Origin of the sequence: Actinoplanes philippinensis (genome assembly GCF_900113015.1) — a bacterium.
Taxonomy (GTDB): Bacteria; Actinomycetota; Actinomycetes; order Mycobacteriales; family Micromonosporaceae; genus Actinoplanes; species Actinoplanes philippinensis.
The window spans coordinates 39,763-65,983 of the sequence record NZ_FONV01000017.1; the positions used below are offsets into that span (position 1 = coordinate 39,763).

Here is a 26,221-nt window from a genome sequence, read left to right on the forward strand (position 1 = left end):
CGGTGGACGCCGAAAGGAAGACCTGATGACTGATTTCAGCCCCGAGGCGCTCGCGTCGATCGGTCCGAAGGAGTTCACCCAGCTCGTCAAGGCCACGCCGGATGCCAAGATCTCCCAGGTGATGGCCTCGGAGAAGCGTACGAAGATCCTCGACGAGGTGTTCCACCGGATGCCCACGCTGTTCCGGGCGGACCGGGCCGGCAACACCGCCACCGTCATCCACTGGATCATCTCCGGCGGCCCGGGCGGCGCCTCCGACACCTACGAGACGGTGATCGAGAACGCGACGTGCACCGTGACAAGCACCCCGGTCCGCGAGCCGAAGCTGGCGATGACCATGGACGGCCTGACCTTCCTCAAGATCGTCTCCGGCACCGGCAACCCGGTGACGCTGTTCATGACCGGCAAGATCAAGACCAAGGGCGACATCACCCTCGCCACCAGCATCCCCAAGCTGTTCGACATCCCCAAGGGCTGACAACCCTCTTGGGGTACGAGGTGAGAGCCCCCCTAGAGAAAGCCGTGGTCTCGGGCGTAGATGGCGGCCTGCGTCCGGTCCCGCAGGCCGAGCCGGGCCAGGATGTTCGAGACGTGGTTCTTGACCGTTCCCTCGCTCACGTAAAGCTGCGCGGCGATCTCCCGGTTGGTGGCGCCCCGGGCGATCAGCCGCAGCACGGCCCGCTCCCGGTCGGTCAGGTCGGTCCGGGGCGTGGCCGCCACCGGGCTGCGGTCCAGAGCCGTCACCAGCCGCCGCAGCACCGCGCTGTCGTGCTGGTCGACACCGGCGCGCGCCAGCCGTACCGCCTGGGCCAGGTCCTTGGGTGGAAGGTCCTTGAGCAGATAGCCACCGGTGCCGGCCCGCAGCGCCCGGACGACATACTCCTCGTCGTCGAAGGTGGTCAGCATCAGCACCCGGCAGGCCGGCAGCCGCTCCCGCAGCAGCTCCGCGGCACGCAGGCCGTCCAGGACCGGCATCCGGACGTCCATCAGCACCACGTCCGGGGTGGTCGCCAGGGCCAGCTCGACCGCGGCCCGGCCGTCGGCCGCGGTGCCCACCACCTCGATGCCGGGCTCGATGCTCAGCAGCGACGCGATGCCCTCGCGGATCAGGGCCTGATCGTCGGCGACCAGCACCCGCACCGGCTGATCGGTCACCGGGCCACCGCCGGGACACGCGCCACGATCCGGGTTCCGTGGCCGGGCCGGGACTCCACCCGCACGCTGCCACCCAGCGCCGCCAGACGCTCCCGCATGCCACTCAGCCCGCCGCCGGACGTGCTCTCCGGCTCGAACCCGCGCCCGTTGTCCTCGACCTCCAGCACCGCCTCGGCCCCGGCGCCGCGGACCGCCACCCGGACCAGATCGGCGTCGGCGTGCCGGCGGGCGTTGGTCAGCGCCTCCTGGGCGACCCGGTAGAGCGCCTCCGCACCCGCCCGGCCCTGGTCGAACTCGGCGTCACCCAGGTCGAGGACCACCCGGAAATCCGGGTCGTCCAGCCCTTCGACCAGCGCGTACAAGGAGGCGACCAGGGAGAACGGCTCGGCTCGCAGGGCGCCCACGGACTCGCGTACCTCCTGGAGGGCACGGCTCGCAGCCCGCCGCGCATCGGCGACCGCGCGGTCCGCGGCCTCCGGATCCCGCTCCCGGAACGCCTCCGCCTTCGCCAGCTGCACGCTGATCGCGGTCAGGTGGTGGCCGACACTGTCGTGGATGTCGCGGGCCAGCCGGTTCCGTTCGCTCGCGGCGCTCAGCTCGGCGACCCGCTCCTGCGTCGCGGTCAGCTCGGCCACCAGCCGTTCCGCCTGCAACCGGCTCCGGCTCTGCTCGACCGCGACGGCAGCGGTGGCGACCGCCAGAACCAGGCCGATGAAGAGCATGAACAACTCGGAGACGACCTCCGGGTCGGTCCGGGCGCCGGTGACCGTGGAGGCCCGGGTCAGCGCCATCACCAGGTAGAACGTCGCCAGCCCGATGCCGGCGGCTCGGCCCAGCCAGAAGTACGCGAAGAACGGCACCAGCACGAAGAGGGCCCGGGAGAATCCGGCGCCGTCCGCTGCGTACACCGTCTCCAGCAGCACGATCCGGATCAGGAGCATGGCCATCGACCACCGTCGCGTACGGGGCCGCCGCCAGTCCACCTGCTCGACCACGAGCAACGCGATCAGGCCGCCGAGGTAGACCGCCAGCTCGACGCGCGACCAGCCCGGGGCCAGGCCGGCGCTGACGTAGTACAGACCGGTGAGCATGACGGCGGTGTAGAGGAGCGAGGCCATCCAGCGCAGCGGCGGAGCTTCCACAGCCATGCCGCCACGCTAGGTGACCACCACCGCCCCGGACCAGCGCCGGCGTCGATGTCTGGCCGGAGGTCATGTGCCGGCCGGCCGGCGCCGGACGGCGACTGCCGGCCGCGCGGCACTGTTCCGGACCGGGCCGCCCCGGCCACGGTGTCAGGCATCCACTCTCGAAGGAGCCCCACCGTGTCCGATCGGATCCTCTACCGCCTCGCAGCGCTGGCCGGGCTGGCCGGCGGCGTTCTCACCCTGGTCGCCGCCGCCCGCCGGGCCGGCCTGGTGCCGGAGAACGCCGTCACCCACGCCCTGGCGCCGCCCGCCACCGCGCTGCTGCTGCTCACCCTCACCGCGCTCTACCTGTGTCAGCGACGTGAGTCCGGCCGGCTCGGGCTGGCCGGGTTCGTCCTGAACCACCTCGGGCTCAGCGGGTTGTTCGCGATCGAGTTCCTCACCCACGCGGTCTTGCAGTATCAGGACGCGGCGGCCCGGGAGGCGGTGCTCACCGGGCCGGGCCGGCCGTACTTCCTGGTGGTCGCGCTGGTCTTCCTGCTCGGCGTGGTGCTCTTCGGCGCCGCGTCGTGGCGCGCCGGAGTGCTGCCCCGCGGCGCGCTCGCGCTCTACGTCCCGGGGCTGTGCGCCGCCGCGCTCCGCGCCTCGGCCCCGGAGTGGCTCTACCTGAGCGGACTGGTGATCGGTTCGGCCGGCGTGCTGTGGCTGTCCGCGGCGCTGCTGCGGACCGCCGACCAACTCGTGCCGGTCAGAGCGTGATCTCGCCCCGGACCGCCTTGAGCCCGATGTCGGTCCGGTACTGAGCACCGTCCAGACGGATCCCGTCGACCAGCGCGTAGGCCGCCTCGCGGGCGCCGGCCAGGTCGGAGCCGGAGGCGGTCACACTGAGCACCCGGCCACCCGCCGAGACCAGTGCGCCATCGGCGTCACGGGCGGTGCCCGCGTGGATCACGCCGGGCCGCTCGGCGCCCTCGATGACGTCACCGGTCCGCGGAACGCCCGGGTAGTTGTGGCTCGCCACGACGACCGTGACGGCCGAGCCCGGCTTCCAGGTCAGCGGGGCGTGCTCGGCCAGCGTGCCGGTGGCGGCCGCGTGGAGCAGCCCGGCCAGCGGCGTCTCCAGCAGGGCGAGCACCACCTGCGTCTCGGGGTCGCCGAACCGGGCGTTGAACTCGATCACCTTCGGGCCGTCCGGGGTGAGCGCAAGGCCGACGTAGAGCAGGCCGGCGAACGGTGTACCCCGTTTGCGCATCTCGGCGAGGGTCGGCTCGACGGTCTCCCGCAGCACCCGCTCGGTCAGATCCGCCGGCGCCCAGTCCAGCGGGGCGTAGGCGCCCATGCCGCCGGTGTTCGGGCCCTCGTCGCCGTCGAGCAGACGCTTGAAGTCCTGCGCGGGCATCAGCGGCGCGACCGCGGCGCCGTCGGTGACCACGAAGAGCGAGACCTCGGGGCCGGGCAGGAACTCCTCGATGACGACCTTGCCGCACGCCTCGGCGTGGATCAGGGCCTCGTCGAGGTCGTCGGTCACGACCACGCCCTTGCCTGCGGCCAGGCCGTCGTTCTTCACCACGTACGGCGAGCCGAGCTCCTCGAGAGCCGCCTTGGCCTCGGCGACCGACGAGCAGTCGAACGACCGTGCGGTCGGAACGCCGGCGGCGGCCATCACCTCGTTGGCGAACGCCTTCGAACCCTCCAGGCGGGCCGCGGCGGCGGACGGGCCGAAACACGCGATGCCCTTGGCGCGGACCGCGTCGGCGACACCGGCGACCAGCGGGGCCTCCGGGCCGATCACCACGAGGTCGGCGCTCAGCTCGACGGCGAGCGCGGCGACCGCGGACGGATCGGTGGCCTTCACGTCGTGCAGCTCGGCGAGCTGGGCGATGCCCGGGTTGCCCGGCGCGGCGGCCAGGTAGTCGACGGACGGGTCGGCGGAGAGCCCGACGGCAAGCGCGTGCTCGCGCCCACCGGAGCCGATCAGAAGTACGCGCACGACGGCCCATCCTACCTGCGGCGGCGTCGCGTAAACTTTCGCAGTACCCGGACTCCTCCAGGTACGACCTTGGGGAAAGGCATATCTAAAAGTGCCGGTGATCGTGTTGGTCGGCGCCCAATGGGGCGACGAGGGCAAGGGTAAGGCCACGGATCTGCTGGGTGACCGGCTCGACTACGTGGTCAAGTTCAACGGTGGCAACAACGCGGGCCACACCGTCGTCATCGACGGCGAGAAGTACGCGCTCCACCTCCTCCCCAGCGGGATCCTCTCCCCGGGGGTCGTACCGGTGATCGGCAACGGCGTCGTCGTCGACCTCAACGTGCTGTTCCAGGAGATCGACGGGCTCGAGGCCCGGGGCATCGACACCTCCCGGCTGCGCATCAGCGCCAACGCGCACGTCATCGCCTCCTACAACCGCACGCTCGACAAGGTCACCGAGCGGTTCCTCGGCTCCCGCCGGATCGGCACGACCGGCCGCGGCATCGGCCCGACCTACGCCGACAAGATGAACCGGGTCGGCATCCGGGTGCAGGACCTCTTCGACGAGTCGATCCTCCGGCAGAAGGTCACGGCCGCCCTGGGCTTCAAGAACCAGGTGCTGTCGAAGATCTACAACCGGACCGGGGCGAAGGTCGACGACGTCGTCCAGGAGCTGTTGTCGTATGTCGAGCGCCTGCGGCCGTACGTGGCGGACACCGCCCTGGAGCTGTCGAACGCGATCGACGACGGCAAGGTCGTGCTCTGCGAGGCCGGCCAGGCGACGCTGCTCGACGTCGACCACGGCACCTACCCGTTCGTGACCAGCTCGAACGCGACGGCGGGCGGCGCCTGCACCGGCTCCGGCATCCCACCGACCCGGATCGACCGGGTGGTCGCGGTGCTCAAGGCGTTCACCACCCGCGTCGGCGAGGGCCCGTTCCCGACCGAGCTGCACGACAAGTTCGGTGACTACCTGCGTGAGGTCGGCCACGAGTACGGCACCACCACCGGCCGCCCGCGCCGGATCGGCTGGCTCGACCTGGTGATCGGCCGGTATGCGCAGCGGATCAACGGCGTCACCGACTTCGCCATGACCAAGCTCGACAACTACGACGGGCTGGACGAGATCCCGGTCTGTGTGGCGTATGAGGTGAACGGCGTCCGGCACGACGAGATGCCGGTCAACCAGACCGACTTCCACCACGCGCAGCCGATCTTCGAGACGCTGCCCGGCTGGAAACAGGACATCTCCGGCTGCCGCAAGTTCGAGGACCTGCCCCAGGAGGCACAGGACTTCGTCGAGTTCGTCGAGGCCCGGATCGGCGCCCGCATCTCGATCGTCGGCGTCGGCCCGGGCCGCGAGGCGGTCATCGAGCGGCACTCGGTGCTCGGCGGAGTCTGATGTACGACGTCGTTCTCCTGAGCCTGGCCGAGGGCTCGGGCGATTCCTGTGGTTCCGGCGACTCCGGTTGCGGTGGCTGCAACGCGGTCTGCGCCACTCCGCGTACCCCCGTCCTGGCCTGTGCGGACGCCCTCCGCGAGGCCGGGGCACGGGTGGAGACCGTGCAGGCCGGCTCCGATCAGGAGATCGACGCGGTCCTCGCCCGGTTCGACGGCCCGGCCCGGCCCGACGGCCTGACCTGGCCCGACGCCGATTCCAAGGTGCGCCTCGTGGTCGCGTCGGCGACCGACAGCCAGCTGCGAGCGGTGATGCGCCGGCTGGTCCGGCGGTATGCTCCGCCGCCCAGCAAGCGGCCCGACGACCTGCTCGCCGGCCGGACCGTTCCGGACCTGCCGCCGGTCGCGATCCTGCCGCTCGACCCGGGCAACACCGAGGACCTGGCGGCTCAGCTCGGCCTTCCCCGGACACCGGCAGCCGTCGCGGCGGCCGTGATGAACGGCACAGTCCGGCGGCTCGACCTACTCCGCAACGACGGCGGCTCGGTCACCCTGGACGGGGCGCTGCTCGGTGGGGCCGACGACAACGGGCGGGCGGTGCCGTGGCGCGGCCGGGTCGAGGTCGACGACGCGGTGCTCACCGACGGCGCCGAGCCGGTGCTCGCCTGTGTGATCGGCAACGGCGCCGGCTACGCCGAGTTCGACGGCCTCCGGCTGCTCGCCGACGGCGATCCGACCGACGGCCGGGTCGAGGTGGCCGTCGCGGTCCCGGTTGTCGTCAAGAAGCTGTTCAAGGGCACGAGGGTACGGGTGGAGGTGCGCCGGGTCCGCGGACGCGCGGTGTCCGTCCTCCCCCGCGAGGGTGACCTGCAGTTCCTCGACGACGGAGTGGCCGGGTCGACCAGTCGCAAGCGTTCCTGGTGGACCGAAGCGGGCGCTTGGGCGGTGTACGCGGGCTGAGGTCCGTGCAACTCTGGACTGGCAGCCGAGCCAAGATTTCGTGATACCGGAGGTCTCATCCGTGGCGGACGAGAACGCCGACCGTGTCTACGTCCCGGGAGCCGACGCGACGCCGCCGGCCCGGGACGTGGAGCCGTTCTGGGCCGACGAGCCCGAGACCCCGGTGCACGGCCGTGCCGTGCCCGTGGCCGATCGTCTGCCACCGGTCGGGATGGTCCAGGTCGAGCCGGGCGTGTTCCGGCCCGCCGACGGGCCACCGCTGCCACCCGGCGTGCACGTGCCTTCCTCACGGCCCCCGGCCGGCGCGCCTGCCGTGCCGCCCCCGGCTGGCGCGCCTGCCGTGCCGGTTGCGCCTGCCGCGCCTCCGCAGTCCGAGCGGAAGCAGCAGCCGGAGCGGCCGTTGGGGCCGTTCGCGCCGCCGGAGGGGCACACCGCCGCCGATTCACCATGGGCGCAGCCGCTGCACCGGCCGGGTCAGGTCACGTCACCGCAGGTGAGCCCGCATCCGGTCGATCGGCAGGCGGCGTTTCCGGCGTTGGGCGGCCCGTCACCGACACCGCCGCGGCCGGACGAGACGCAGCCCGCCTTTCCGTCACCGAACAGCCAGGATCAGCGGACACCGGTCCCACCGCCGGGCGGCCAGGACCAGCCGACCGCGTTCCCGCCTCCGACCGGCGCGGACCAGCGGGCACCATTCTCACCTCCGAGTGGGCCGGACCAGCCGACCCCTTTACCGCCTTCGGGGGGTCAGGACCAGCCGACCCCCTTCCCGCCTTCGGGGGGTCAGGACCAGCCGACCCCCTTCCCGCCTTCGGGTGGCCCGGACCCGAGGGCTACTGCACAGGCGGCCGGGCGGGACCCGCGGGCTGCGGTGCAGCCGGTGGACCGGGATCGGCAGGACGCTTCTGCACAGGCAGGTGACGGGCGGCCCGGCGGTCAGCAGCCGGTCACCCGTCCCGTCTCCCCCCAGCCGTCCGGCGGTGCCTGGTCGACCGGGCACACGACGGCCGTACCCCCAAAGGCGCAGCCCACCCCGCAGCCACCGCATGCCGCGCCGGTGACGCCGCCCACAGCTCACGCCGCGCCGGCCGACGGTGGCCGAGGCGCCAATGCGACATTGCCCACCGCAAACGCCACGCCCCCGCACGCCACGCCCCCGCACGCCGCGCCCTCGAACGCCGCACCCCCGAACGCCGCGCCCGCACCATCTGCGCACGCGGTTGGCGGGCAAGGCGCCGGGACAGCCTGGCCGCCCGCGCCTCCCGCGTCGCCGACCGCACACACCCCGCCGCCCTCCTCGCAGGCGCCCCACCAACCGCAACCCGGGCTGCCGAACCCGCCGCAGGAACGGCAGTCGCCCGCGGGTGAGGCGGATCCGTTCCAGGAGTTGAACTGGATGGTGGACGGGACGCCGACCGCCGAGGAGTTCGCGCGGCGGCGGCTTGCCCGGCCGGCTCAGCAGAGCGCCACGATGGGGGCGCGGGCGATGCTGCAGAAGGGCATGTTCGGGCTGGTCAAGCTGGCTCCCGGGCAGCGTGAGCTGGAGTACAAGCAGGACGTCGAGATGGTGCGGCGCAACTTCGGCGGGCTGCGGCAGGTGACCGTGGTCAACCCGAAGGGCGGCGCCGGCAAGACGGTCGCGGTGCTGCTGCTGGCGATGACGTTCGGGCAGAAGCGCGGCGGGTACGTGCTGGCCTGGGACAACAACGAGACCCAGGGCACTCTGGGCATGCGTGCCCAGCAGGACTTCCACGCGCGGACGGTCCGCGACATGATGCGTGATCTGCATCTCTTCCAGGGCGCACAGGGCCGGGTCGGTGACCTGTCGCAGTATGTGCGGGCACAGGGCGAGGGCATGTTCGACGTGCTCGCTTCGGACGAGTCGGCGACCGCCGGTGAGATGCTGACCGCGGCCTCGTTCGCGGAGATCCGCGACGTGGTGAGCCGGTTCTACAAGTTGATCTTTGTGGACACCGGCAACAACGTCCGCGCGGAGAACTGGCAGGCCGCGATGGACGCCACCGACCAGCTGGTGATCACGATGTCGGCCCGTAACGACTCGGCGGAGACGGCGGCGCGGGCCCTCGACCATCTGGAGCAGAGCGGCCGGCGGCGGCTCGTTCGCCAGGCGGTGACCATTGTCACGATGCCGCCCACCCGCAAGGACATCGACCTGCAGTGGATCCAGCAGCACTTCGCGGCCCGGACCAGGGCGGTGCTGGTCGCCCCCTACGAGCGGCTGATCGACTCGGGTGAGCCGATCCGTTACGGCGAACTCTCGGCGAACACCAAGGACGCCTGGCTCAAGATCGCCGCAGCGGTCGCCGACGGTCTCTGACCTGCGCGGTCTGCCCGCCACCCCCTGATGTGGCGGCGGGCAGACCGTCGGCCGGGCCGGGTTACGTCAGGGCGTCCGCGGCGGCCGGGTCGCTGTCACGGAGGAACTGGGCACAGCGGGCCGCCTCGTCGGCCTCACCGATCTCGGCGGCGGCCTGCGACAGGGCATGCAGGCAGCGAAGGAAACCCTGGTTCGGCTCGTGCGCCCACGGGACCGGGCCGTGGCCCTTCCAGCCGTTGCGGCGCAGCGCGTCGAGGCCGCGGTGGTATCCGGTGCGGGCGTACGCATATGCGGTGACCGGCTCGTCGGCGGCCAGAGCGGCGGCGGCCAGCGGCGCCCAGGCGGCGCTGTAGGCGGGGAACCTGGCGGCGACCGCCTTGAAGGCCTGCTCGGTGCCGGTCGTGGCGGCCTCGGCCAGGGCTTTGTCGGCCTCGGCGTCGGCGGGCAGTCGGGTGGCCGGCGGCTCGGGAAGGAGGTTCTGCATGCCCCCATTCAACCCGTCCGGACTCCTTTCATTCCGTCGCCACCACATTCCGGTCCATCCGGGTTTCCGGTGTGGCTCTCACCGGTCAGTCCCAGGCTCGGCCCAGGCGGAACAGGCGGTCGGCATACTCGATCTGGGTCTGCCAGTCGGCGGGCCAGGCCGCCAGGCCCAGGGCCGCGCCGGCGAACGCGCCCGCCAGGCAGGCGATCGAGTCGGAGTCGCCGGAGGAGGCCGCGCCCCGGCCGAGGACCGCGACCGGCTCGTCCGGCGAGACCAGGTAGACGTAGAGCGCGGTGGCCAGCGCCTCCTCGGCGATCCAGCCCGCGCCGGTGCGCAGGCACGGATCACCGGTGTGGTCGCCGCCGGCCAGCGCCTCGGCCACCCGGTCCAGGGCGGCCGCGCACTCGTCCCAGCCCCGCGCGATGAACTCCTCCGGTGAGGTCACCGCGGGCCGGTGCCACAACTCGCCGAGCCAGTCGCCGCGGTAGACCTTGCGCTGCTCGGCGCAGCGTTCGCGCAGCGCCGCGAGCAGGCCGGACGGCGCGAGGCCGCCCCGGAGCCAGAAGACGGCGTACGCGGTGAGCTCGCTGGCCGCCAGTCCGGTCGGATGCCCGTGTGTCAGTGCCGCCTGGAACTGTGCCGCCCCGGCGCGCTGGTCGTCGGTGAGCCCCGGCATCAGCCCCACCGGGGTGACCCGCATGTTGGCCCCGCACCCTTTCGAGTCGGCCTGGGTGGCCCGCGCCCAGGGCCGGCCGTCGGCGAGGTTGCCGATGGCCCGCAGACACGTCATGCCGGGCGCCCGATCGTTCTCCGGGCTGGCCGCCCACTCCAGGAAGCGCCGGCGCAGCACCGGCTCGAGAGACCCGGGGGTGATCGACGTGGCCTCGCGCAGCGCTTCACCGACCGCGAGCGCCATCTGGGTGTCGTCGGTCACCAGGGCGGGTTCGCCGACCAACTGCCGGGGTCCGCCGGGGCCGTAGCGGGCCACGATCGTCGCGTACTCCTGGAACTCGGTCGGTTTCCCGAGCGAGTCGCCGTAGGCCAGACCCAACAGTGAACCGGTCGCAGCGCGCATGGGCCAACTCTAGGTAGTACGTCAACGACTCGCTCGGGTCGAGCAAGATGGACGCATGCCCGACCCCCTGCAACCAGTGCTCGGCGGGGACGCGCCGTTCGACGCGACCGCCGACGAGATCGAGACCCGAGCCGAGCTGGACGTGCATCTGGCCAAGAACACCCTGGCCGGCCTCTGCGTCCTGGGCCTGCGACTGGACCGCGACCCGCCCGACCTGACCGGGGTGGATGTGCGCGACACCATGTTCGTGGGCTGTCACCTGGCCGGTCCCGAGGTGGAGTCCGACCTGATCCTGCGTGGGGCGCACGTGGTCCCGCCGTTCGACGGCCGGCCGTACCCGACGCATCCGGCGCTGCTCTACACCCCCGAGGACCTGTCCGCCGGGTTCACCGAGCACGGCTTCGCCGGCATGTTCGACACCGTCGTCTACGAGCACTTCGTGGCACATGGCGGGGCGGTTCCGGACATCCGTGAGGCACTGGCCCAGCGGCTGCACGACGCGGGGATCGACAACGCGCTCGGCAAGGCGCTCAACGAGTGGGCGGCCGTGCAGGGGCCCGGCGGGGCGATCGGGATCATGGGCGGGCATGCGGCGGCACGGGGCTCGGAGCCGTACCGCATGGTGGCGGCCCTGACCCGTCGCCTGGCCGCCGCGGACCGGCTGATCGTGACCGGCGGCGGCCCCGGGGTGATGGAGGCGGCGAACCTGGGCGCCTACTTCGCGTCGTTCGATGAGGCCGAGCTCGCCACGGCGATCGACCGGCTGGCGGTGGCGCCGCACTTCATGGATCACGAGCCGTATACGGCGGCCGCGCTGTCGGTACGGGCCGCGCATCCGCTGCCGCCGCTCGACGTGGCCGGGCGGCTGCGGCACGGCGGTCTGGCATTGCCCACCTGGTTGTACGGCCACGAGCCGGCCAATCTGTTCGCCGGGCAGATCGGGAAGTACTTCTCCAACGCGGTACGGGAGGACTCGATCCTGCGGCTGGCGCGTGGCGGGATCGTGTTCGCGCCCGGCTGGGCCGGCACGGTGCAGGAGATCTTCCAGGCCGCCACGAAGACGTTCTATGCGACCGACGGGCCGTCCGGGGCGTACGTGTTCCTCGGTGTGGAGCACTGGTCGCGGCTGCCGGTGGCGGATCTGCTGGGGCCGCTGCTGGCCCGTTCGCCGCACGGGGACCTGTCCGGCCTCATCGTGGTGACCGACTCCCTGGACGAGGCCGTGGACGCTCTCTCGGGATAGTGGCTCCGGGTAGTGGCGCGGCTACCGCACACTGCTGCCATGGAAGCCTTGTTGTTCGTCCCGGTGATCCTGGGCCTCGTGATCGCGCTGTTCGCCGTGGTGTTCGTCGTGAAGCTGATCAGGCACAACACCAAGGCCGCGTACCACGAGGGCCGGTCTGGCAAGAGGCGCTCCCGCAGCGGGTCGTCGCACTACTACCACCACTCCGACGGGAGCAGCGGCACCTGGGACTCGTCGAGTTCCCCGGACTCGTCGTCGTCCTCCTCCGACAGCGGTGGCAGCTGGTGGGGTGGCGGTGACAGCGGCGGGTCGTCGTGGGGTGGCGACAGCGGCAGCTCGTTCTCCGGCGGTGACAGCGGTGGCGGCGGCAGCTACTGACGCCTACGCCACGTGCACCCGGCGCCAGTGTGCCGCCGGCAGCTCACCCTCGGGGACGTCGGTGATGCCGTTCTCGTCCATGGCGTTGTAGATCGCGAGTCGCGCGCCGTCGAAGAGGAACTCGACGGCGTGCAGCACCCGGGGCCGCCAGTCGGCGGGGGTGGTCCGCTCGAGGACGTTGACCGCCCGGAGCGGCCGGCCCCGGGCTTTGCGCAGCGCGGCGTGCGGGTCGGGTCGCCAGTCGAAATGCTCGTAGAGGTCGACCGGGAGCGTCGTGTCGATCTGGTCCCAGGTGATCGCGCACTCGTCGAATTTACGGTGAGTGATCTCCACACGACTCAGTCCGAAGTCGAGGATCACCGGACCGTCAGCGAACCATCCACGCTCAGCGACATCCCACATCAGCCAGCTTGATCGAAGTTTCTTGCCGATGAGCCGCACGAACATGTGTCGATGGGTCGCGGCGAGGGCCTCGGCGTCGTGATGCCACTCGGGTTTCCAGCCCTCGATTCCGAGCACGATCACCGTCCAACCGATCTTGATCGGTCGATGGTACCCATTCCTCTGTGTAGTGCCGCAACACGAGAACGGCCGGTCCCCACGAAGGGGACCGGCCGTCACCGCTGAATCGGGTGCTTCTTACTTGCCGAGAGAGGTACCGGTCGAGCGGAGGTGCTCGGCGGCCTCGACGACCCGCTTGGCGAGGCCGTTCTCGGCGAGCTTGCCCCAGGCGCGCGGGTCGTAGGCCTTCTTGTTGCCGACCTCGCCGTCCACCTTCAGCACGCCGTCGTAGTTGCGGAAGAAGTGGTCGGCGACCGGGCGGGAGAACGCGTACTGCGTGTCGGTGTCGATGTTCATCTTCACCACGCCGTAGTCCAGAGCGCCGTGGATCTCCGACAGCAGCGAGCCGGAGCCGCCGTGGAAGACCAGGTCGAGCGGCTTCTCCTTGCCGTACTTCGCGCCGATCGCGTCCTGGATCTCCTTGAGGATCTCCGGGCGGAGCTTGACGTTGCCCGGCTTGTAGACGCCGTGCACGTTGCCGAAGGTGAGGGCGGTCAGGTAGCGGCCCTTCTCACCCAGGCCCAGGGCGGCGGCGGTGGCCAGGCCGTCCTCGACGGTGGAGTAGAGCTTGTCGTCGATCGCGGCGGAGACGCCGTCCTCCTCGCCACCGACGACGCCGACCTCGATCTCCAGGATGATCTTGGCGGCCGCGGTCTTGGCCAGCAGCTCCTCGGCGATCTGGAGGTTCTCGTCGAGCGGCACGGCCGAACCGTCCCACATGTGCGACTGGAACAGCGGGGCCTGGCCCTTGGCCACGCGCTCCGCCGAGATGTCGATCAGCGGGCGGACGAAGCCGTCGAGGTGGTTCTTCGGGCAGTGGTCGGTGTGCAGCGCGATGTTCACCGGATACTGCTTGGCGACGTGGTGGGCGAACTCGGCCAGCGCGACAGCGCCGACGACCTTGTCCTTGATGGTGGGGCCCGAGACATACTCGGCGCCACCGGTGGAGATCTGGATGATGCCGTCGCTGCCGGCCTCGGCGAAGCCCTGAAGGGCCGCGTTGAGGGTCTGCGAGGACGTCACGTTGATCGCCGGGTAGGCGAACGCGCCGGCCTTGGCGCGATCGATCATCTCGGCGTAGACCTCGGGAGAAGCGATAGGCATCGGGTGCGCTCCTTGCTCTTTTTCACGGGCAGCAGAGGGCAGGACCGCGCTGTCCTCCAGCAGGAAGTATTCCGCAGTTGCGGTGCGTAGTGGAAACCGCCTCGAAATCAGAACCCAAGCATGCCCGTTTGTGCAGCATGGGTCCGGATTACGTCGCACTATGGAGGTCTGGATGGCGCGTGCGGGAGGGAGCCGAGGATGACGTACCCGATGGAAGAGATCGACGTGGAGACGCCCGAGGTCGACGCCGCCGAGCAGGCAGCGATCATCCCCGGCTGGCAGGACGACGAGAACGACCAGCCGGACCGCGAACAGGACCGGATCGTCGAGTTCGACGACGACTACCGCTGAATTCGATCGCCTGGTAACGCACCCGCTGTCACGATCGACGGGTGCTGCTCACTCTGACGACCACCCACCGGCCCGCCACCGATCTGGGCTACCTGCTGGTCAAGCACCCCGGCAAGGTGCACTCCTTCGGCGTGCCCACCGGTACGGCGTACGTCCTCTACCCCGAGGCGGACGACGACCGCTGCACCGCCGCCCTGCTGCTGGACGTCGATCCGCAGCTGCTGAGGGCGCATCGGGACGCCTTCGAGTTGAGCCAGTATGTGAACGACCGGCCGTACGCCGCCTCCAGCCTGTTGTCGAGCGCTCTGGCCAAGGTCTTCCGGACCGCGCTGCGCGGTGTCTCCAAGGACCGTCCCGAGCTCGCCGGGTCCGCGATCCCGCTGGAGATCCGGGTGCCGGTGCTGCGGGGCACGCCGGATCTGGTGACCCGCCTCTTCGCGCCGCTCGGTTGGTCGGTGACGGCCACGCCGATCCCGTTCGAGCCGGAGATCGGCGGTGACAGCCGCTACGTCGACCTGACTCTGACCGGTGAGGTACGGCTCGCCGACGCCCTCAACCACCTGTACGTGCTGCTCCCGGTCCTGGACGACGGCAAGCACTACTGGGTCGCCCCGGACGAGATCGAGAAGCTGCTGCGCTCCGGGGAGGGCTGGCTGGCCGCGCACCCGGAGAAGGTGCTGATCGCCCGCCGCTACCTGGCGCACCGCAGGTCTCTGGCCACCACGGCTCTGCAGCTGCTGGAGGCGGACCAGCCGGTCACCGAGGAGGAGGCCGAGCTGCCGGTGGCCCGCCGGGCGCCGCTGGCCGAGCAGCGCCGGGACGCGGTCGTGGCCGCACTGACCGAGGTGGGCGCGGCCCGGGTGCTGGACCTGGGCTGCGGCGGGGGCGCCCTGCTCGCGGCCCTGGTCAAGAACCGGGCGTTCACCGAGATCGTCGGCGCCGACGTGGCCACCCGCTCGCTGGACCAGGCCGCCCGCAAGCTCAAGATCGAACGGCTGGGTGACCGGGTCCGGCTGATCCAGACCGCGCTCACCTACCGTGACGACCGGCTGCGCGGCTTCGACGCGGCGGTGCTGATGGAGGTCATCGAACACGTCGACCTGCCGCGGCTGCCGGCGCTGGAGTCGGCCGTCTTCGGGCACGCCAAGCCTCGTGCCGTGATCGTGACCACGCCGAACGTCGAATACAACGTGCACTACGAGGGCCTGACCGGGATGCGGCATTCGGATCACCGCTTCGAGTGGACGCGCGCCGAGTTCGCCGGGTGGGCGTCCAGGACGGCGGACGAATACGGCTACACGGTGACCATCCGTGGTGTCGGTGAGCACGACGAGGTCACCGGCGCTCCGACCCAGCTCGCTCTCTTCCGTACCCAGGAGGTGTCCGCATGATCCTCGACGTTCCCGAGCTGTCGCTGGTGGCCCTGGTCGGCATCTCCGGCTCCGGCAAGTCGACCTTCGCCCGCGCCCGGTTCAAGCCCACCCAGGTGCTCTCCTCGGACTACTTCCGGGGTCTGGTCGCCGACGACGAGAACGACCAGTCCGCGTCCGGTGACGCCTTCGACGTGCTGCACTACGTGGCCGGCAAGCGGCTCGCGGCCGGCCGGCTCACCGTGGTCGACGCCACCAACCTGCAGTCGCACGCCCGTGCCGGCCTGGTCAAGGTGGCGCGTGAGCACGACGTGCTGCCGGTGGCGATCGTGCTGGACGTGCCGGAGTCGGTGGCGTGGGAGCGGACCGAGGCGCGCGAGGACCGTACGTTCGGCCGCCAGGTCCTCACCCGGATGCACCGTGACCTGCGGCGCTCCCTCAACCAGCTGGCCAAGGAGGGCTTCCGCAAGATCCATGTGCTGCGCGGGGTCGACGAGATCGCGGCGGCCGAGATCCGCTACGAGAAGCTCTTCAACGACCGGAAGGACGAGCACGGGCCGTTCGACATCGTCGGTGACATCCACGGCTGCCGTGCCGAGCTGGAGGCGCTGCTGACCAAGCTCGGCTGGGCGCTGATCCGCGACGAGCGGGACCGGCCGGTGGACGCCGTGCACCCCGAGGGGCGCAAGGCCGTCTTCGTCGGTGACCTGGTCGACCGGGGGCCGGACTCGCCGGGTGTGCTGCGCCTGGTCATGGGCATGGTGGCGGCCGGCAACGCGATCTGTGTGCCGGGCAACCACGAGCAGAAGCTGGCCCGCAAGCTCAACGGGCGCAACGTGCAGCTCACCCACGGCCTGCCGGAGACGCTGGAGCAGCTGGAGGCGGAGGATCCGGCGTTCGTCGCCGAGGTGCGGACCTTCATCGACGGCCTGGTCAGCCACTACGTGCTCGACGACGGCAAGCTCGTGGTGGCGCACGCCGGGCTGAAGGAGGCGTACCACGGGCGGGCCTCCGGCCGGGTGCGCAGCTTCGCGCTCTACGGCGAGACCACCGGCGAGACCGACGAGTACGGTCTGCCGGTCCGCTACCCGTGGGCGCGCGACTACCGCGGTTCGGCGGCCGTGGTCTACGGGCACGTGCCCACCCCGCAGCCGGAGTGGATCAACAACACCATCTGCCTGGACACCGGCTGCGTTTTCGGTGGCGCGCTGACCGCGCTGCGCTGGCCGTCCCGGGAGATCGTCGCGGTGCCGGCGGCGAAGGAGTACTACGCGCCGGTGCGGCCGTTCGCCGCGGTCGCGGCGAAGCCCGAGCAGGGTCTCGACATCGCGGACGTCATCGGACGACGGCACATCGATTACGGGTACGGCCAGACGACCGTGCCCGCCGAGAACGCCGCCGCCGCGCTGGAGGTGATGGGCCGGTTCTCGGTCGACCCGGAGACCCTGGTCTGGCTCCCGCCGACGATGGCCCCGTGCACCAGCTCGACCGTGGAGGGTTACCTGGAGCACCCGTCGTCCGCCTTCGCCGATCTGCGGTCGGCCGGGGTGGACCGGGTCGTGTGTGAGGAAAAGCACATGGGCTCGCGGGCCGTGGTGCGTGTCTCCACGTCCGGCGCCGGGGACGCGATCTGGACCCGTACCGGCCGGCCGTTCTTCGGTCCCGAGCTGGACGAGCCGCTGCTCGCGCGGGTTCGTGCCGCTGTCACGCCGATCCTCGCCGAACTGGAGACCGACTGGCTGCTCCTCGACGCCGAGTTGCTGCCGTGGTCGGCCAAGGCGGGCAGCCTGATCCGGGACCACTACGCCGGGGTCGGTGCGGCCGGCCGGTCCGCCCTGCCGGCGGCGCTGTCGGTGCTGGAGCGGGTGGCCGGGCGCGGTCTCGACGTGGGCACGTTGCGAGACCGGCTGGAGCTGCGGGCGGCCGAGATCGACGGCTACTCGGCGGCCTACCGGTCGTACGTGAAGCCGACGGACGGCCTCGCGGGAGTCACGCTCGCCCCGTTCGTGTTCCTGGCCGGCGCGGGTGTCTCGTACGCCAAGAAGGATCACGACTGGCATCTCGCGCTGGCCGATCGGCTGGTCGCAGCCGACCCGGAGATCTTCACGCCGACCCGCCGGATGGTCGTGGACCTGGCCGATCCGGCGTCGGAGGCGGCCGCGACCGAGTGGTGGCTGACCCTGACCGGGGCGGGTGGTGAGGGCATGGTGGTGAAGCCATGGGCCGGGCTCGCGGCGGTCGACGGGAAGGGCCGTCTCGTGCAGCCGGGTGTGAAGTGCCGTGGCCGTGAATACCTGCGGATCATCTACGGCCCGGAATACACCCGTCCGGAGCAGCTGGACCGCCTGCGGCAGCGCAACCTCGGCCGGAAGCGCTCGCTGGCGCTGCGTGAGCACGGGCTCGGGCTGGCGGCGCTGGACCGGCTGGCCGAGGGCGCCCCGGCCTGGCGGGTGCACGAGCTGGTCTTCGCGATCCTGGCCGCCGAGTCGGAGCCGGTCGACCCCCGACTGTGACCGCTGGGTTACTTCTTGGAGTGCACAGCATTCATACAGGTACCGGCCTTGGCCAGGCCGGTACCCTGGCTCCTCGTGGACATCCATGTGCTCGCGGAGCAGCTCGCCCTGAACCCGCTGGACCCGAAGGACCTGCTCGGCGCCTTCGGGCTCCCGGGTGTGCTGGCCATCCTCTTCGCGGAGACCGGCCTGCTGGTCGGCTTCTTCTTCCCCGGTGACTCCCTGCTGTTCCTGGCGGGTGTGGCCGCCTCCGAGGTCGCCAACTCGATCTTCGGCGAGGGCGCTCAGCTGTCCATCGTCGCGTTGCTGATCGGCGCGCCCATCTGCGCCATCATCGGCGCGCAGCTGGGCCACTGGCTCGGTGCGAAGTATGGGCGGCGGATGTTCGACAAGCCCGACTCGCGGCTCTTCAAGAAGGAGTATGTCGAGAAGGCCGAGTACTACTTCGAGAAGTTCGGGCCGGCCAAGGCGGTGGTGCTGGCCCGGTTCATCCCGATCGTGCGGACCTTCCTCAACCCGGTCGCCGGCACCCTCGGCATGCCCGCGAGGCAGTTCCTCCTGTGGAACATCGTCGGCGCGATCCTCTGGACCGACGGCATCATCCTGATCGGCTACCTGCTGGCGGAACAGATCTACAACGCCATCGGCGACAAGATCGACCGCTACATCCTGCCGGTGGTCGTGCTGATCGTGCTGATCTCGGTGCTCCCGATCCTGATCGAGATCCTCCGCGAGCGGAAGGCCAAGAAGAAGGGCCTGCACAACCCGGACCCGGCCGCCGCGATCGGTGTGGTGGCCGCGGCCAGCGTCGCGGGTCTGGCCGACGCCGCCCGCGAGGAGTTCCACGAGCACTTCGACAACGACCAAGACCAGCAGCAGGGGTACGGTCAGCAGCCCCCGCAGTACGGCCAGCAGGGATACGGCCAGCCGGACTACGGTCAGCAGGGGTATGGCCAGCAGGGATACGGCCAGCAGGGGTACGGTCAGCAGGGGTACGGTCAGCAGCCCCCGCAGTACCAGGATCCGCAGCAGCCGGCCTATCCGCAGCAGGGGCACCACCCGACCCCGCAGAGCTACCCGCCGCAGCAGCAGTACCCGCCGCAGCCTCCGCAGGACTACCCGCCGCGGAACTACTGAGCGAAAAGGCCGGCCCATCGGGCCGGCCTTTTTCGTGGCTTCGTCACACCGAGACGGCGCTGTTTCCGGAGAGCCGGTCGAGGAACTCCTCCGGGCACTCCCGCAGATTCTCCAACCGGCCGGCCGTCAGCGCCCGGTAGGTGAGCGACGCGGCCTCCTCCAGGTTGCGGGCCCGCTTGTGCGCGAGCTCCACGGAGTCGCCCATCACCACGCACCCGTGCTGGCTGAGCACCAGGCAGTCGGTGCCGTCGGCGGCCATCGCGGCGGTCAGTGCGGCCAGCTCGGTGCCGCCCGGCAACCGGAACGGCACTGTCGAGACCCGCCGCAGGTAGTACGCGTGATCGGTGGTCACGATCCGGATGTGCTCGCCGAGCGCGTCCAGCAGCAGGGCCGTCTGCGGGTGCAGGTGCACCACGGCGTTGACATCCGGCCTGGCCCGGTAGAGCGCCAGATGCAGAGCCAACTCGCTGGTCGGCTCGGTCCGTGACGGCGGGGCGGCGCCGACGGTGGCGGGGGCCCCGTCGGAGATGCGCACCGCGGTGAAGTCCTTGCGGCTGAGCCGTTCCAGCCACGTGCCACTCGCTGTCACCCAGATGGCGTCCTCGTCGGGAATGCGGGCGGACAGATTGCCGCCCGATCCACACACGAGGCCCGCCTGCACCACGTCGTAACCCACGTGCGCGAGCTGGTCACGCAGGTCACCGGGGACGTAGTTCACCCGTTCCTCCTCAGGTCCGCCGGCCCGTCCGTGGGCCGGGGTCCTCCGCCTGGCGTCACGCCCCCATAGTCAATGACGCCAGGCATTACCGCGTTCCCGAAGTCGTGATTACGACTTCAGCGGGCCTTCTTGGTGGCCCGCTTCCGCGGCGGAGTCAGCAGGTCGGCGATGGTGGCGATGGCCGTCGGCACCAGCCGGTAGTACGCCCAAACACCCCGCTTCTCCCGCTCCAGCAGACCCGCCTCGGTCAGGATCCGCAGGTGGTGACTCACGGTCGGCTGCGAGAGGCCCAGAGGAGCCGTCAGGTCGCAGACGCACGCCTCGCCGTCCGTAGCGGACTGAATGAGGCTCAACAGCCGTAGCCGAGCCGGGTCGGCGAGCGCCTTGAGCACTCCCGCCAGGCGCTCAGCGTCAGCGCGTTCAATAGGCTCGCCGGCAAGCGGCGAGATCTGAGGCATGGTCATTTCCGCCAACGCAGTTCCCACGATCTCCATCCTTCCACCAACTGCATCGATTCTCCTGCATGTGAGCAGGAACGAACCGGCTAACTTTCAGGCCGTAAGGCCGACATCGATCGCCGAGTCGGTCGACCGGACACCCTCATCCGGGTCGACCGTTCGCGCGACTACGACTTCGGTCTCTGCCTCCTGCAACGCCTCAGCCGCCATCTGGTCGCTACCCATCCGTGTCGAGGTCTCGATCCCCGCCCTCGGAGTGAGGCCGGCCACATTGTCAATTCGTCGATTTGTTCGCCACACAGATCCTCGACGATGACTCGGCACTGAACGCGTCGAGACCATCACGCCACACTGCGCGATCACCAGTTCGTCCACACCCCCACGACCCGATGAAAGCACGACGCCACGCTGCGCGACGGACAATTCAGTGATGAATTTACCCAGGTCGTGCCGTGCTCTCATGACATCGAGCGTACTGGCTGTACGAAAACCGGAATCTTTCGCCCCGGCAGGGCGGAACGGAACTATTGACGCGGGGCTTTGGGGGCATCTGTAAACAAGGTTTACCGATCGGCCATCTGATCTCGCTCCTTCCTCGGAGCATAGATGCTGCTCAAAGCAGTTACCGCCGGTACGGTACCCGCGCAACCCCCAGGATCACCTGGTGGTCGCGCTGTGAAGAGTCTGTGAACCGACCAAATCACGTTTGTCCGTCCGGGCGAAAACACCCACCGTCCGGCCGATCTCGATCTATCCGGACAGCCGATCGAGTGACAGTGACAGAAACCGACAGTACCCGTTCGAGTGACCCACAGTCGTCGATACGGAACCGCTCACTCGTGCGGTCGTGACCAGAACTCGTCTTCCAGGTTCGACGTGGACTTCGGCGCGACGGCCGGACCCGAGAACTGATCGGGTTCGGACCCGCCGGTAACAAAAGGCTTCGTTTGTGGGTTTGCCCACTCGGGTGACGCGGAATGGCCGAAGAACTCTCTCGGCGACACCAGGACCAGGACGCCCACCACGAGGTAGGCGAGCACCTGGGCGGAGGCCACGATCACGTTGAGCACGATCCACCCATCGGGGTACGCCGAGTTCAGCGCCGCGCTCAGCGTCCCCGGCGCGGCGTCACCGGCCCGCTGAGCGGCCAGGATGGCCAGCGTCCCGCAGCCGGTCAGCACGCCGAGCGCGGCCACTCCGAGCGTGACCCCACGGCCCAGCCGGCTGCCCCGGCGCAGCGCGATGCCCAGCACCACGAACAGGGCGGTCACCAGCAGGCTCAGCACCAGGGCGAGCACCGCGACCAGCCACAGCACGGCGACGAACCCGTCGGCGGCGTCGGAACCGGCGGCGGCGTCACGGAACCGGCCCACCACGCCCGGTGTCACGGCAACCATGCCGATCGCATAGGTGAGTCCGGCCGCGGCCATGGCCCAGAGCAGGGCCACCGCCGTGGCGACGGGGACCGGCCGGCGAGCGGGCGGCGGCGCGGTGACGAGCGGTGTCGGAACGGCGTAGGACATCGATGCTCCCGCGAGGTTCGGCTGGCAAGAACCTATCGCGTACAGCCCCCGGAAGTGAGCGGACCGGCCCACCCGGTGAAGGGCGAGCCGGTCCGAAAGCGATCAGGCCGGGTCGGCGGGCGGCCGCGGCGGGGACGAGTCCCCGCCGGACGACGGCGGATCGGACGGCGGCGGATCGGACGGGGCGGGCGGCACCGGCGGCGTCCCCCACGGGTCGGAGGACGGCGGCGGGGCCCAGGGATCGGGCTGCTGCGGCGCGGCCGGCGAGCCGGTGGGGCCCGGGTAGGGCGGCGGGGTGGTCGGCTCGCCAGCGCCCGGGTACGCCGGCAGGCCCGGCGCCGGCTCACCCGGCTGGCCGTACTGCTGCGGCGATCCGAAGTGGCTGGGCGGTGGCGGGTAGCCCGGCTGACCGTACGGCGCCTGCGGATACCCCGGCTGGCCGTAGGGCGACTGCGGATACCCCGGCTGACCCGGGTAGCCGGGCTGACCCGGATACCCCGGCTGGGCCGGATAGCCGGGCTGACCGGGGTATCCCGGCTGACCCGGATACCCCGGCTGTCCCGGGTATCCGGGGTAGGGCATCCCCGCGTTCCACGCCGGCTTGCGGAACCACGCGTTCGAGGACGGCACCGCCAGCAGGATGATCGCGCCGAGCAGGGCGAGCACGGTCACCAGAGCCGAGATCATCAGCACCGGCTCATACCAGCCCGGCATCGCGTCGGCGATCCGCTGCTCGAGCTGGGTGGTGTTGACCCCGGTCTCCCCGGTGCCGCCGGCCGCGATGCCACCGGCCGCGCCGCCGCCCAGGCTGAGGACGTTGCAGCAGAGGCCCAGGCCGGCGAAGACCCAGGTGACGATCCGCGATGCGTTCTTGCCCTGGCTGTTCAGGATCGCCAGGACGGCGACGCCGCCGCCGATCAGGAGATAGATCACCACCATGAAGATCAGAACGAACTGCATGAACGGCGCCGCTTCGGCGAGTTGCGGGTCTTCGATCGTGAGGGCATCCCGATAGGCGTCGACGGCGACACCCATCGTCGACAGCAGCACGACCGCGTTCAGGACCTGCATGGCCACGACTAGATACAGAAGAATCGATGAGACGGTCACCGACACCGGGCGACTCGGCGCCGCCGGGTTCGGAACCGGATATGCCGGTACGGTCACGCTGCCCTCCAATAGATCAATTCACGGTACTTGTCGCGGGCCACATCGCGCGACCGGGCCGCACCGTTCGCGACGATGTGGCAACATCAGGCAACGATGGCCCCAAATGACCGCAAAACGTTCGCTCATTCGGGGGGCGACACGCTTGGACACGCCCCCTAGACTTCGATGACGTGGCGTCCACCTGGAAGCAGAAGGCTCCAGCGGCACGCCGTGCCCGCACGAGTCGCCCGCCCCGCGCACACACCCCCGGGGCCGAGGCAGACCGGCTGACGGCGCCACTCCGATTGCGCAGGCCGCGTGACCACACCGCGGCCGCCCCAGACCTGACAAGGACCGGTGAGTCCCATGCCCCACGCCGACACCCTGGACATCGTTCACCATGACGACACCCGGACACGATTCAAAGACGTCCGGTATCAACTCCATCGCAACGGCATACGGATCTGGTCCGCAGAGGGCGAGCACGCCATCACGGACGTACTGATGACACAGGCCTACCGGCGACGGTCGGCCGACAGCTGAGAAAAGGGCCCCGGGCAGAGACCCGGGGCCCTTTTCCGTACCCGTCACCTGATCGTGAGGCCGTCCTTCGCGTCGCTCAGGTCGATGAGCACCGTGGAGCCGTCCCGGACCCGGCCGGCCAGCAGCGCCTTCGCCAGCAGGTCACCGATCGAGGACTGGATCAGCCGGCGCAGCGGGCGGGCGCCGTAGATCGGGTCATACCCGTGCTCGCCCAGCCAGTCGACGGCGCCCTGGGTCACCTCCAGGGTGAGGCGCCGCTCGGCGAGCCGGTCCCGCAGACGGGCCAGCTGGATGTCGACGATCCGGGTCAGATCGCTCTTGGTGAGGGCGTGGAAGACCACGATGTCGTCCAGCCTGTTCAGGAACTCCGGCTTGAAGTGCGCCCGGACCGCGGCCAGCACCTCGTCGTGGCGCTCCTCGTCGCTCATCGTGAAATCGGAGTTGGCGGAGCCGAGGTTCGACGTGAGCACCAGGATCGCGTTGCGGAAGTCGACCGTACGCCCCTGGCCGTCGGTGAGCCGCCCGTCGTCGAGCACCTGCAGCAGCAGGTCGAAGACGTCCGGATGGGCCTTCTCCACCTCGTCCAGCAGGACCACACTGTACGGCCGGCGCCGCACCGCCTCGGTCAGCTGACCGCCCTCCTCGTAGCCCACGTAGCCGGGCGGAGCACCGACCAGCCGGGCCACTGAGTGCTTCTCCGCATACTCACTCATGTCGATGCGAACCATCGCGCGCTCGTCGTCGAAGAGGAACCCGGCGAGCGCCTTGACCAGCTCGGTCTTGCCGACACCGGTCGGGCCGAGGAAGAGGAAGCTGCCGGTCGGCCGATCCGGGTCGGCGATCCCGGCCCGGGCCCGGCGCACCGCACCGGCGACCGCCTCGATCGCCTCGCGCTGCCCGATCACCTTGCCGGCCAGCGAGTCCTCCATGCGCAGCAGCTTGGCGGTCTCGCCCTCCATCATCCGGCCGGCCGGGATGCCGGTCCACGAGGAGACCACCTCGGCGATGTCGTCGGCGCCGACCTCCTCCTTGACCATCGGAGGCTCGGTGTTCTCCTCCTCCTCGGACTCGGCGGCCCGCTGGATCTCCCGCTCCAAGGTGGGGATCACCTCGTAGAGCAGGCGGGAGGCCTCCAGCAGCTCGCCGTCACGCTGGGCCCGCTCCTGCGCGGCCCGCGCCTCGTCGAGCTCCTTCTTCAGCTCACCGACCCGGTTGAGCCCGCCGCGCTCGCGCTCCCAGCGGGCGGTGAGAGCGGTCAGCTCCTCCTCCCGGTCGGCGAGGTCGGCGATCAGCCGCTCCAGCCGGGCCATCGACGCCGGATCGGTCTCCTTCTCCAGCGCCAGGCGCTCCACCCGCATCCGGTCCACCTGGCGATGCAACTGGTCCAGCGCGACCGGCCGGGAGTCGATCTCCATCCGCAGCCGGGAGGCGGCCTCGTCGATCAGGTCGATCGCCTTGTCCGGCAGGAACCGGTCGCTGATGTAGCGGTCGGAGAGACTGGCCGCGGCGACCAGGGCCGCGTCGGTGATCTGAACCCGGTGGTGGGCCTCGTAACGGCCCTTGAGGCCGCGCAGGATGCCGATGGTGTCCTCGACCGTCGGCTCACCGACCACGACGGGCTGGAACCGGCGCTCCAGGGCCGGATCCTTCTCGATGTGCTCCCGATACTCGTCGAGCGTCGTGGCGCCGACCATGCGCAGCTCACCGCGGGCCAGCATCGGCTTGAGCATGTTGCCGGCGTCCATCGAGCCCTCGCCCTTGCCGGCGCCGACGACCGTGTGCAGCTCGTCGAGGAACGTGACGACCTGCCCGTTGGACCCGCGGATCTCCTCGAGCACGCTCTTCAGGCGCTCCTCGAACTGCCCCCGATACTGCGCGCCGGCGACCATCGCGCCGAGGTCCAGCGAGACCAGCTTCTTGTCGCGCAGCGACTCGGGCACGTCACCGGCGACGATGCGCTGGGCGAGGCCCTCCACGATCGCGGTCTTGCCGACACCCGGCTCGCCGATCAGGACCGGGTTGTTCTTGGTACGCCGGGAGAGCACCTGCACGACCCGGCGGATCTCCGCGTCCCGGCCGATCACCGGGTCGATCTTGCCCTCGCGGGCCAGGGCGGTCAGGTCGACGCCGTACTTCTCGAGCGATTTGTAGGTCTGCTCCGGATCGGCCGTGGTGACCCGGCGCTCCCCGCCACGGACCTGCGGGAACGCGCCGACCAGCGCCTCCTCGGTGGCGCCCGCGTCCTTGAGGACCTGGGAGACCGCGCCGCCCACCCGGGCCAGACCGGCCAGCAGGTGCTCAGTCGACACATACTCGTCGCCGAGCGGCTTGGCGATGAGGTCGGCCGAGCCGATCGCGTTGACGAACTCGCGGGACAGGCTGGGCTCGACGGTGCTGGCCCCCCGGGCGGAGGGCAGCTGCTCGATCGCCCGGACCGCGGCCCGGCGGATCTCGGCCGGGTTGGCCCCGACCGCCCGCAGCAGCGCGGTGGCCGTGGAGCCGCCGGTGTCGAGCAGCGACTGCAGCATGTGCCACGGCTCGACCGTGGCGTGGCCGCGGCGGCCGGCGTCGGCGACGGCACCGGTGATCACTTCGCGGCTCTTGGTGGTCAAACGTTCGGTGTTCATCAGCTCCCCTGAATGCACC

Annotated in this window: 23 protein-coding genes and 1 pseudogene; 11 read left to right on the top strand and 13 right to left on the bottom strand. The window is 70.6% G+C overall.

The features are described 5' to 3' along the window. Window positions 1-25 precede the first annotated feature (25 nt). Window positions 26-478, top strand: coding sequence for an SCP2 sterol-binding domain-containing protein (locus BM290_RS37420; RefSeq protein ID WP_093620698.1), 453 nt, complete (start codon window positions 26-28; stop codon window positions 476-478). 32 nt (window positions 479-510) lie between these two features. Here BM290_RS37420 and BM290_RS37425 read toward each other — a convergent pair whose 3' ends face one another. Continuing rightward, entirely contained in the window at window positions 511-1,155 is a 645-nt protein-coding gene (locus BM290_RS37425; RefSeq protein ID WP_093620699.1) for a response regulator, read from the bottom strand. Continuing rightward, window positions 1,152-2,303 (bottom strand): sensor histidine kinase, encoded by a 1,152-nt coding sequence (locus BM290_RS37430; RefSeq protein ID WP_093620700.1) that lies wholly within the window; start codon window positions 2,301-2,303, stop codon window positions 1,152-1,154. Before BM290_RS37430 ends, BM290_RS37425 begins: the two co-directional genes overlap by 4 nt. Before the next feature lie 174 nt (window positions 2,304-2,477). Here BM290_RS37430 and BM290_RS37435 point away from each other — a divergent pair, with 174 nt between their 5' ends. Further along, window positions 2,478-3,059, top strand: coding sequence for a hypothetical protein (locus tag BM290_RS37435; protein ID WP_093620701.1), 582 nt, complete (start codon window positions 2,478-2,480; stop codon window positions 3,057-3,059). Here the strand turns inward: BM290_RS37435 and purD are convergent. Continuing rightward, window positions 3,049-4,290 (bottom strand): phosphoribosylamine--glycine ligase, encoded by a 1,242-nt coding sequence (purD, locus tag BM290_RS37440; RefSeq protein ID WP_093620702.1) that lies wholly within the window; start codon window positions 4,288-4,290, stop codon window positions 3,049-3,051. The two genes, BM290_RS37435 and purD, sit on opposite strands and share 11 nt — an antisense overlap. Window positions 4,291-4,381: 91 nt before the next feature. Between purD and BM290_RS37445 the strand changes: the two genes are divergently transcribed. From BM290_RS37445 to BM290_RS51155, 3 genes and pseudogenes are all read left to right on the top strand, one after another. Next, window positions 4,382-5,674 (top strand): adenylosuccinate synthase, encoded by a 1,293-nt coding sequence (locus BM290_RS37445; RefSeq protein WP_093620703.1) that lies wholly within the window; start codon window positions 4,382-4,384, stop codon window positions 5,672-5,674. Next, entirely contained in the window at window positions 5,674-6,630 is a 957-nt protein-coding gene (locus BM290_RS37450; RefSeq protein WP_093620704.1) for a diacylglycerol kinase family protein, read from the top strand. The genes BM290_RS37445 and BM290_RS37450 overlap by 1 nt, the downstream gene beginning before the upstream one ends. Before the next feature lie 1,060 nt (window positions 6,631-7,690). Beyond that, window positions 7,691-8,968 (top strand): annotated as a pseudogene (locus BM290_RS51155) (MinD/ParA family ATP-binding protein); the annotation flags it as partial. 61 nt (window positions 8,969-9,029) lie between these two features. Here the strand turns inward: BM290_RS51155 and BM290_RS37460 are convergent. Continuing rightward, entirely contained in the window at window positions 9,030-9,452 is a 423-nt protein-coding gene (locus BM290_RS37460) for a DUF3151 domain-containing protein (protein ID WP_093620705.1), read from the bottom strand. An 85-nt stretch (window positions 9,453-9,537) separates the two neighbouring features. Continuing rightward, window positions 9,538-10,527 carry an ADP-ribosylglycohydrolase family protein gene (locus BM290_RS37465; RefSeq protein WP_093620706.1) on the bottom strand — a complete coding sequence of 330 codons (990 nt, stop codon included), beginning with the start codon at window positions 10,525-10,527 and terminating at the stop codon, window positions 9,538-9,540. A 55-nt stretch (window positions 10,528-10,582) separates the two neighbouring features. On the opposite strand from BM290_RS37465, the gene BM290_RS37470 reads away from it, so the two are divergent. Further along, the gene (locus BM290_RS37470) at window positions 10,583-11,770 is read left to right on the top strand and encodes a hypothetical protein (protein WP_093620707.1); all 1,188 of its coding nucleotides are present in this window, start codon (window positions 10,583-10,585) and stop codon (window positions 11,768-11,770) included. Window positions 11,771-11,809: 39 nt separating this feature from the next. Next, entirely contained in the window at window positions 11,810-12,148 is a 339-nt protein-coding gene (locus tag BM290_RS37475) for a hypothetical protein (protein WP_093620708.1), read from the top strand. A 3-nt stretch (window positions 12,149-12,151) separates the two neighbouring features. Here the strand turns inward: BM290_RS37475 and BM290_RS37480 are convergent, their stop codons facing one another. Together BM290_RS37480 and fbaA are read right to left on the bottom strand one after the other, a co-directional pair. Next, on the bottom strand, window positions 12,152-12,673 hold the full coding sequence (locus BM290_RS37480; protein ID WP_239143893.1) for a hypothetical protein: 522 nt from the start codon (window positions 12,671-12,673) through the stop codon (window positions 12,152-12,154). 114 nt (window positions 12,674-12,787) lie between these two features. Continuing rightward, window positions 12,788-13,813: a class II fructose-bisphosphate aldolase gene (gene fbaA, locus BM290_RS37485; RefSeq protein WP_093620709.1), complete on the bottom strand. Its 1,026-nt coding sequence runs from the start codon at window positions 13,811-13,813 to the stop codon at window positions 12,788-12,790. Window positions 13,814-14,011: 198 nt separating this feature from the next. On the opposite strand from fbaA, the gene BM290_RS48765 reads away from it, so the two are divergent. The 4 genes from BM290_RS48765 to BM290_RS37500 all read left to right on the top strand — a co-directional run bounded on the left by BM290_RS48765 (window position 14,012) and on the right by BM290_RS37500 (window position 19,184). After that, window positions 14,012-14,164 (top strand): hypothetical protein, encoded by a 153-nt coding sequence (locus BM290_RS48765; protein WP_177320059.1) that lies wholly within the window; start codon window positions 14,012-14,014, stop codon window positions 14,162-14,164. 41 nt (window positions 14,165-14,205) lie between these two features. Further along, window positions 14,206-15,555, top strand: coding sequence for a 3' terminal RNA ribose 2'-O-methyltransferase Hen1 (locus tag BM290_RS37490; protein WP_093620710.1), 1,350 nt, complete (start codon window positions 14,206-14,208; stop codon window positions 15,553-15,555). Next, entirely contained in the window at window positions 15,552-18,047 is a 2,496-nt protein-coding gene (locus BM290_RS37495; protein WP_093620711.1) for a polynucleotide kinase-phosphatase, read from the top strand. Before BM290_RS37490 ends, BM290_RS37495 begins: the two co-directional genes overlap by 4 nt. 75 nt (window positions 18,048-18,122) lie before the next feature. Then, complete coding sequence (locus BM290_RS37500; RefSeq protein WP_093620712.1) at window positions 18,123-19,184, top strand: DedA family protein; 1,062 nt, start codon at window positions 18,123-18,125, stop codon at window positions 19,182-19,184. A 43-nt stretch (window positions 19,185-19,227) separates the two neighbouring features. Here the strand turns inward: BM290_RS37500 and BM290_RS37505 are convergent, their stop codons facing one another. The 6 genes from BM290_RS37505 to clpB all read right to left on the bottom strand — a co-directional run bounded on the left by BM290_RS37505 (window position 19,228) and on the right by clpB (window position 26,202). Next, window positions 19,228-19,902: a class II aldolase/adducin family protein gene (locus BM290_RS37505; protein ID WP_093620713.1), complete on the bottom strand. Its 675-nt coding sequence runs from the start codon at window positions 19,900-19,902 to the stop codon at window positions 19,228-19,230. Between the two features lie 116 nt (window positions 19,903-20,018). Next, window positions 20,019-20,396 carry an ArsR/SmtB family transcription factor gene (locus BM290_RS37510; protein ID WP_014440216.1) on the bottom strand — a complete coding sequence of 126 codons (378 nt, stop codon included), beginning with the start codon at window positions 20,394-20,396 and terminating at the stop codon, window positions 20,019-20,021. A 57-nt stretch (window positions 20,397-20,453) separates the two neighbouring features. Then, window positions 20,454-20,822, bottom strand: coding sequence for a hypothetical protein (locus tag BM290_RS47705; protein ID WP_143134068.1), 369 nt, complete (start codon window positions 20,820-20,822; stop codon window positions 20,454-20,456). A gap of 371 nt (window positions 20,823-21,193) precedes the next feature. After that, window positions 21,194-21,883, bottom strand: a complete 690-nt coding sequence (locus tag BM290_RS37515) for a hypothetical protein (protein WP_093620714.1) — start codon at window positions 21,881-21,883, stop codon at window positions 21,194-21,196. Between the two features lie 102 nt (window positions 21,884-21,985). Continuing rightward, window positions 21,986-22,954, bottom strand: coding sequence for a hypothetical protein (locus BM290_RS50855; protein WP_177320060.1), 969 nt, complete (start codon window positions 22,952-22,954; stop codon window positions 21,986-21,988). A 665-nt stretch (window positions 22,955-23,619) separates the two neighbouring features. Beyond that, window positions 23,620-26,202 (bottom strand): ATP-dependent chaperone ClpB, encoded by a 2,583-nt coding sequence (gene clpB / locus BM290_RS37525; protein ID WP_093620715.1) that lies wholly within the window; start codon window positions 26,200-26,202, stop codon window positions 23,620-23,622. Window positions 26,203-26,221: the final 19 nt, after the last annotated feature.